Raw genomic sequence first — 5,771 nt, 5'->3', positions numbered from 1 at the left:
GTGGCGTCGATACCACGGCTGGCGGCGATTTCGGCGACGCTGCGCCCGACCTCTTCGGGTCGGGGCGAAGCCAGCACCTGCATGCGTGCCGGGTCGCGGTGAAAGGTGCGCAGCTCGCGCCGCTCCCAATCCTCGCGGAAGCGCGCCTTGAAGCCGTTGCTCGCCCACAGCGCGCGGCGTGCCGCGCGGTCGCTGCAGCTGTTCAGCTCGACGCCGGTGGTGAATTCCTCGAACAGCGGCGTGATCGGTCCGTCGGCATGGATGGCGAAGGGCTCGGCCAGCGTCTGGAAGCGCAGGTTGCCGCCCAGCAGCCGGTTGATGACGAAGGTGACGATCGGGAACAACCGCCACAACTGCGGATGGTCGGCCATGTCCAGCGCGGAGAGAACCGTTGCCCGCAGCGGCGGCCGGAAAAGGCCCACCGACATCGCCAGGATGAGCAGGAAGGAGAGCGGATTCTGCGGGTTCGGCGTGGCCTGGAAAACCGCGTCGCGCTCGCGGCAGACCTCGGCCAGCATGCGGTATTCGCGCGCGTCGGCATAGTGCGACGGCACCGAGCGTCCGGCGTAGGCGCCGCTGACCTTGTGCCAGTGGACCATGTCGATCGAAATGCCGAAGCAGCCGGCATCGAGCGCCGCGACGGCGAGCGCGCGCATGGCGGCGAGCTCGTCATCGCTGGCCCGTGCGTGCAGGCTTCGTTGCAGCCCCATCACCTGCGCGCGCAAGGCGCTGTGGCCGAGCAGCGGCGCCAGGTTGGGGCCCAGTGGCAGGGTGCGCAGATGGTCCAGGTAGGCCTGTGGCGATCCCCACGAGATCGCTTCGGTGAGCCATTTGCGCACCAGCGGTGAGGGCAGGTTCTCGACACGCAGGAAAATGTCGGCCAGCGCTTGCGGCTCGCCGGTGGTCAGCGACAGGCTGCAGTTGCCCATCACCACCGAGGTAACGCCGTGCCGCACCGACTCGGCCAGGCCCGGCGCAATCTCGACCTCTACGTCATAGTGGGTGTGGATGTCCACGAAGCCCGGCGCGATCCACAGGCCGGCGACGTCGCGCGTCTCGCGGGCCGGCTGGTCGATGTTGGCTGCGATGCGAGTCAGCTTGCCGTCGGCGATAGCGATGTCGGCCCGTTGCGGCGGCGCGCCGGTTCCGTCGAAGAACAGTCCGCCCTTGAGCAGGAGGTCGAGCACGCGCTGCCGACCCGGGCGAGGCTTATCCGCGCGCTCGCCGGCGTATGAGTGCCATCAGCAGCATGCCGGCGAGCAGCCCGACCACGCCACCGATGATGCTGGTTTTCTGTGCGTAGTCCTTGGCGGCATCGAGCATCGGATTGTCGAGCAGGTTGGCGGAGAAATGGACATTGACCAGCTTCCACGTTTCGCCGTCCCTGGCCACCGCCGCGCTCCAGCGTGTCTGCATGTTGCGCGTATCGCCGTCCTTGAAGCGGTAAACGTCGTCGGAGACCCCGTACACCACGCCCGCGTTTTCGCCGAGGAAGCTGGTCAGTTCGTCCGCCACCGGCTTGATCTCCAGCTTGGTGAGAATGGCGTCGGGACCGTCGAACAGCGCCGTGTAATACTTCTTCACCGCTTCCAGGCCGACCAGCTTGCGGTTGTCTACGGTGATTACCGTAAAGCCCGGCGCGACGAAGCCGGCCAGCAAATCGAACTGGCGCGTAGCGAGCGCCTGCGCCGAAGTCGTCAGCAGCGCGCGCAGCGCGTCGTGATCCGCCTGGCGCTCTTCGCCCGGCGCGCTTTGCGCGGACGCGACACCGGCCACCAGGAACAGCGCTAGAACAGCCGCCAAGCGTCGAAAAATCCCCATTTCATGCCTCCCTCGATGCGTCCGGATTGCCTCGCGGGCCATGATAGACTGATCGCCCGATCCTGCAAAGCCGCCGCCCGAGCTCTTGCCGCCCGACCTCTCGTGACCACCGCCTGGTACCTGCCGCTCGTCGCTTTTGTCGCCTTCGCGGCCCTCGAGCGCGTATCGCCGCGTCATTCCGTGGCCGGATCGCCGGCCGACTCCTTCCTCAATTTCACCGGTCTGGCCATCCAGGGAATCGCCATCCCCGTCGCCGGTTATCTGCTGGTGACCCATGTCCTGGCGCAGACCTGGCCCGAGCTTGCTGGCCGCCTGCGAATCGGCTGGTGGGGTGGCTTCGTGCTCAACTTCGTGCTCATCGATCTGATCTACTACGCGCAGCACCGTCTCTTCCATCGCCTCGGCGTGCTGTGGGCGCTGCATCAGTGCCACCACGCCTCGCCGGCGGTGACCGTCTGGGCAACGTCGCGCAACTCGCTGTTGATCAATGTCCTCTTCGTCTATTTTCTGGTCAATCCGCTGCTGGGCTTCCTCTGCGATGAGCCGGGAGGTTTCTACTTCGCTGCGGCGCTGACCGCCGCCCTCGACCTCTGGCGCCATTCGAGGCTTCCCGCGCATTGGCTTCCCGCATGGCTGGGCCGGCTGCTGGTGACCCCTTTGCACCACCACCTGCATCACAGCCTGGACACACCCGGTGTAAACTTCGGGGCCAATCTGATGCTTTGGGACCGGCTTTTCGGTACCGCTCGTGAGCCTCAGGGCTATCCCGACCGCTATGGCACGCCGGATGCGCCGGGTCCGTGGCGACAGTTCCTTTTCCCGTGGTAGATCGCAGACCATGCACACATGCACAGCGGATTAGCCCAACGCCAGACCCGATCGCTGCTCGACGAGACCTCGACCGTGCGCAAGCTCGAGCTGAATCTGCGTCGCAACGTCGAGCAGGATCACACCGCTTTGATCGACGCCGCCGCCCGGCGATTTTGTTACGAGGACTGCCGGCACGAGTACTGGAACCCCGAGCAGTTCTCGCTGCTCTGGGGCACGCGGCTGTGGGAGCAGGCGTCGGCGGCGCAGCGCGTGGTCCTCAACCAGTTGTACTGGGTGGCCTATTACGCGCAGATCGTCTCGGCGGAAGTGGCGACCATCTTCCTCAACCAGGTGTCGGCGGCGGGGATGTACACCCTGGAGGACTTTCGCCTGGTCTGTGACAACCTCGACCTGGAGAGCAGGCAGGAAAGGGCGCACATCAACGCCTTCAAGAGCATCGGCGAGGCGGTCGAACACAGCCTGTTTGGCGAGCGCCTGTTCACCTACCCGATGCGCAGCCTCTACCAGCACACCATGGTCTTCGCCGACAGCAACGCGGCCAGGGACTTCTGGCGGCGGTTGCAGATCCAGGCCTTCACGCTGCTGTCGTCGTCGAACGCCTTTCTCGCCAGCCAGTACCTCCTGATTCGTGGGCTGCGCACGCTCAACGGCAAGCTGGTGCAGCATCAGCTATCGACCTACTACCAGCAGCATCCGGACCGCGAACGGGCGCCGCTGCCGTCGGCCGTCAGCTACTGGCACTTCATGGACGAGTCGTTCCACTTCAACACCTCGCGGGTGATTGGCCTCGAGGTGCCGCGGGCACTGGATGCGCCGACCCGCTTCGAACGCTGGGTGGTGAATCGCGGCGTCGCCGGTTGCCAGAGCGATCACTTTCACTTCTCGGTGGCGGTGAACGGCATCTTCTGGTACGACCCGGCACTCTTCCCGGTCATCTACAAGCTCTTCCGCTCGCCGCTCTTCGGCATGGACGATGGCGAGGCGCGGGCGATGTTGGAGGCCTGCTTCGCCCGCGAATCCGACGGCCTCGCCGCGGCGTTGAAGACGCACCAGATCGCCGCCGATTCGTATCGCGCATTTGTCGATCCGGTCGCCTGGCTCGACAAGAACAACCGCGAAATGAGCGCCATGCGCCGCAACTCCGCCGAGCGCTATCTCGCCGGCAACCGTCGCCAGCTCGCCGGATTCCGCCCGGCATGAGCACGCATCGCATCGAGTTTCCGGGAACCTCTTTCGCGCCGGTCGACTTGCCGGATCTGGCGAGCTTGCCGCTGCACCTGACGGTGCACAACTCGCCGCTGTTGTTTGGCTGCCGCAGCGGATTGTGTGGAACCTGCCTGATCGAGTTTGAAACCATCGCCGGCGAGGCACTCATGGCTCCCGAGGCGGCGGAAGCCGAAGCGCTCGAAATCTACGCACCGGGTAATCCGCGTGCTCGGCTGGCGTGTCAGCTGGTGCTCTCGACCGACCTGCGGCTGCGCAAGATCGACAGCGCCTAGGCACTTCCCGGCGACAGCGCGTTTGGCCGCGAGGCGGGCAAACGCCTGAGCTGACACCCGGTCACGGGCGCTGGCAGCCGTTGCCGAAGGTGTAACTGCCCCCGGGGCTACTGCATCGCCTGCGTGATCGCTGCCGCCAGCACCTCGCCACTTTGCGCACCCGACACCGTCAGTCGGCGCTGGATGATGAAGAAAGGTACGCCGCTGACGCCCAGTCCACCGACCTTGCCCACCAGCGATTTCACCTGCTGCGCACCCTCATCGCTTTCCAGATAGCCGATCACATCGTCCTTGCGGTCGCCGCACTCGGCGGCGATATCGGCCAGTGTCGCGACGTCGCCGATATCCTCCCCGCGCTGAAAGTGCGCCACGAACAGACGCTCTGCCAGGGCGTCGACTTCGGCCGGTCGATGGCCGATCGACTGCGCGCGATAGAGCAGGCGGTGCGCCCGCAAGGTGTTCGGCCGGGTGACGATGCGCTCGAAGTCGAAGGCCACGCCCGCTTCGCGGCCGGCTTCCGTGACATCCCGCTGCAGCTGGGCGACCGGTGCCGGGCCGCCGAACTTGGCTTCGAGAAAGGCGCGGTACGGCTCGCCCTCCGGCGGCGTGTTGGGGTTGAGAAAATAGGGTAACCAGTTGCGCTGGAAGTGCGTGTCGGGCTGCTTCCTGGCGACCAGCGCGACCGCCTGCGTCAGGCGGTGCTTGCCGATGAAACACCAGGGGCAGACGATGTCGGAAACGATGTCGATGGTGACGTTCATGGCGAGCGGCGAAGGGTTCTTGTGATGTTGGTGAGCGCTCCAGGGCGCGACGCCGGCACCTTAACACATCGTTTTTGCGCAGAATCGTGGAAGAGACGAATTCGAGCCCGAGTGGTCTGGCCATCGCTGCACGCGATGGCCAGACCACGATGGTAGCGCTCGACGCCGCATCGGCGGCGAAACAATGCGCCAGGCACTCCGGTCATGGCGGCCGATTGCTGCTACGATTTCCCCTTCCTGAGTACCTGCACAAGCTTGGATTGTCACGACGATGGGTTTCTTCCAGCGCTTCCTCCCGCACCCGGACACGATCCGCAACCATCGCTATCTGCGCTGGATGGGTCCGGCCATTCACGCGCAGGACCTGTGGCAATTGAATCGCCGCTCGGTCGCTGGCGGCGTCGCGGTCGGCTTCTTCTTTGCGTTCATCCTGCCGGTCGCGCAGTTCGTTGCGGTGGCAATCGCGGCCGTGCTGCTGCGCGTCAACCTGCCGGTAGCGCTGACCAGCACCCTGATCACCAATCCCTTCACTTTCGCTCCCTGGTACTACCTGGCGTACCAGATCGGCGGACTGCTGACCGACGCGCCGGCGGAAAATGCGCCCACGCCAGTCACTATCCCGTCCACCGGCAGCGTCTTCGACGGCTTCGGGCAGGGCTTCGATGCGCTGATGGCAATGGGCCAGCCGCTGCTTATCGGCTTGGCAGTGCTCGCCGTCGTCTCCGCGACGGTCGGCTATCTGCTGGTCAACGTCCTCTGGCGCGGTGCCGCCTTGTTGCGACTGCGCCGCCGGCGCGCTCTGCAGCGTTCACCCGGGGAAAGAACCTAGCCCGCGAAGGTTTCTTCCGCTTCTTCCTAG

At 65.5% G+C, this 5,771-nt stretch carries 7 protein-coding genes; 4 read left to right on the top strand and 3 right to left on the bottom strand.

Translation table 11 applies throughout. The features are described 5' to 3' along the window. Both RUW20_RS15445 and RUW20_RS15440 read right to left on the bottom strand, forming a co-directional pair. Window positions 1-1,187: amidohydrolase family protein (locus RUW20_RS15445; RefSeq protein WP_313953114.1), on the bottom strand; the 1,187-nt coding region annotated here is incomplete at its 3' end. A 22-nt stretch (window positions 1,188-1,209) separates the two neighbouring features. Then, the gene (locus RUW20_RS15440) at window positions 1,210-1,821 is read right to left on the bottom strand and encodes a nuclear transport factor 2 family protein (protein WP_313953113.1); all 612 of its coding nucleotides are present in this window, start codon (window positions 1,819-1,821) and stop codon (window positions 1,210-1,212) included. Window positions 1,822-1,923: 102 nt separating this feature from the next. Between RUW20_RS15440 and RUW20_RS15435 the strand changes: the two genes are divergently transcribed. From RUW20_RS15435 to RUW20_RS15425, 3 genes are read left to right on the top strand one after another with little or no spacing between them, the layout of a single operon-like run. Then, on the top strand, window positions 1,924-2,649 hold the full coding sequence (locus tag RUW20_RS15435; RefSeq protein ID WP_313953112.1) for a sterol desaturase family protein: 726 nt from the start codon (window positions 1,924-1,926) through the stop codon (window positions 2,647-2,649). Between the two features lie 18 nt (window positions 2,650-2,667). After that, entirely contained in the window at window positions 2,668-3,852 is a 1,185-nt protein-coding gene (locus tag RUW20_RS15430; protein ID WP_313953111.1) for a P-aminobenzoate N-oxygenase AurF, read from the top strand. After that, a complete protein-coding gene (locus RUW20_RS15425; RefSeq protein ID WP_313953110.1) occupies window positions 3,849-4,151 on the top strand; it encodes a 2Fe-2S iron-sulfur cluster binding domain-containing protein in 303 nt (100 codons plus the stop codon). The genes RUW20_RS15430 and RUW20_RS15425 overlap by 4 nt, the downstream gene beginning before the upstream one ends. A gap of 107 nt (window positions 4,152-4,258) precedes the next feature. Here the strand turns inward: RUW20_RS15425 and RUW20_RS15420 are convergent, their stop codons facing one another. Beyond that, window positions 4,259-4,912, bottom strand: coding sequence for a DsbA family oxidoreductase (locus RUW20_RS15420; protein WP_313953109.1), 654 nt, complete (start codon window positions 4,910-4,912; stop codon window positions 4,259-4,261). Between the two features lie 271 nt (window positions 4,913-5,183). Here RUW20_RS15420 and RUW20_RS15415 point away from each other — a divergent pair, with 271 nt between their 5' ends. Further along, window positions 5,184-5,741, top strand: a complete 558-nt coding sequence (locus tag RUW20_RS15415; RefSeq protein WP_313953108.1) for a DUF2062 domain-containing protein — start codon at window positions 5,184-5,186, stop codon at window positions 5,739-5,741. The last annotated feature ends 30 nt before the right edge of the window (window positions 5,742-5,771 follow it).

It is taken from the genome of Accumulibacter sp. (genome assembly GCF_032229525.1).
Taxonomy (GTDB): domain Bacteria; phylum Pseudomonadota; class Gammaproteobacteria; order Burkholderiales; family Rhodocyclaceae; genus Accumulibacter.
This window is presented reverse-complemented; position numbering and strand designations above follow the sequence as displayed.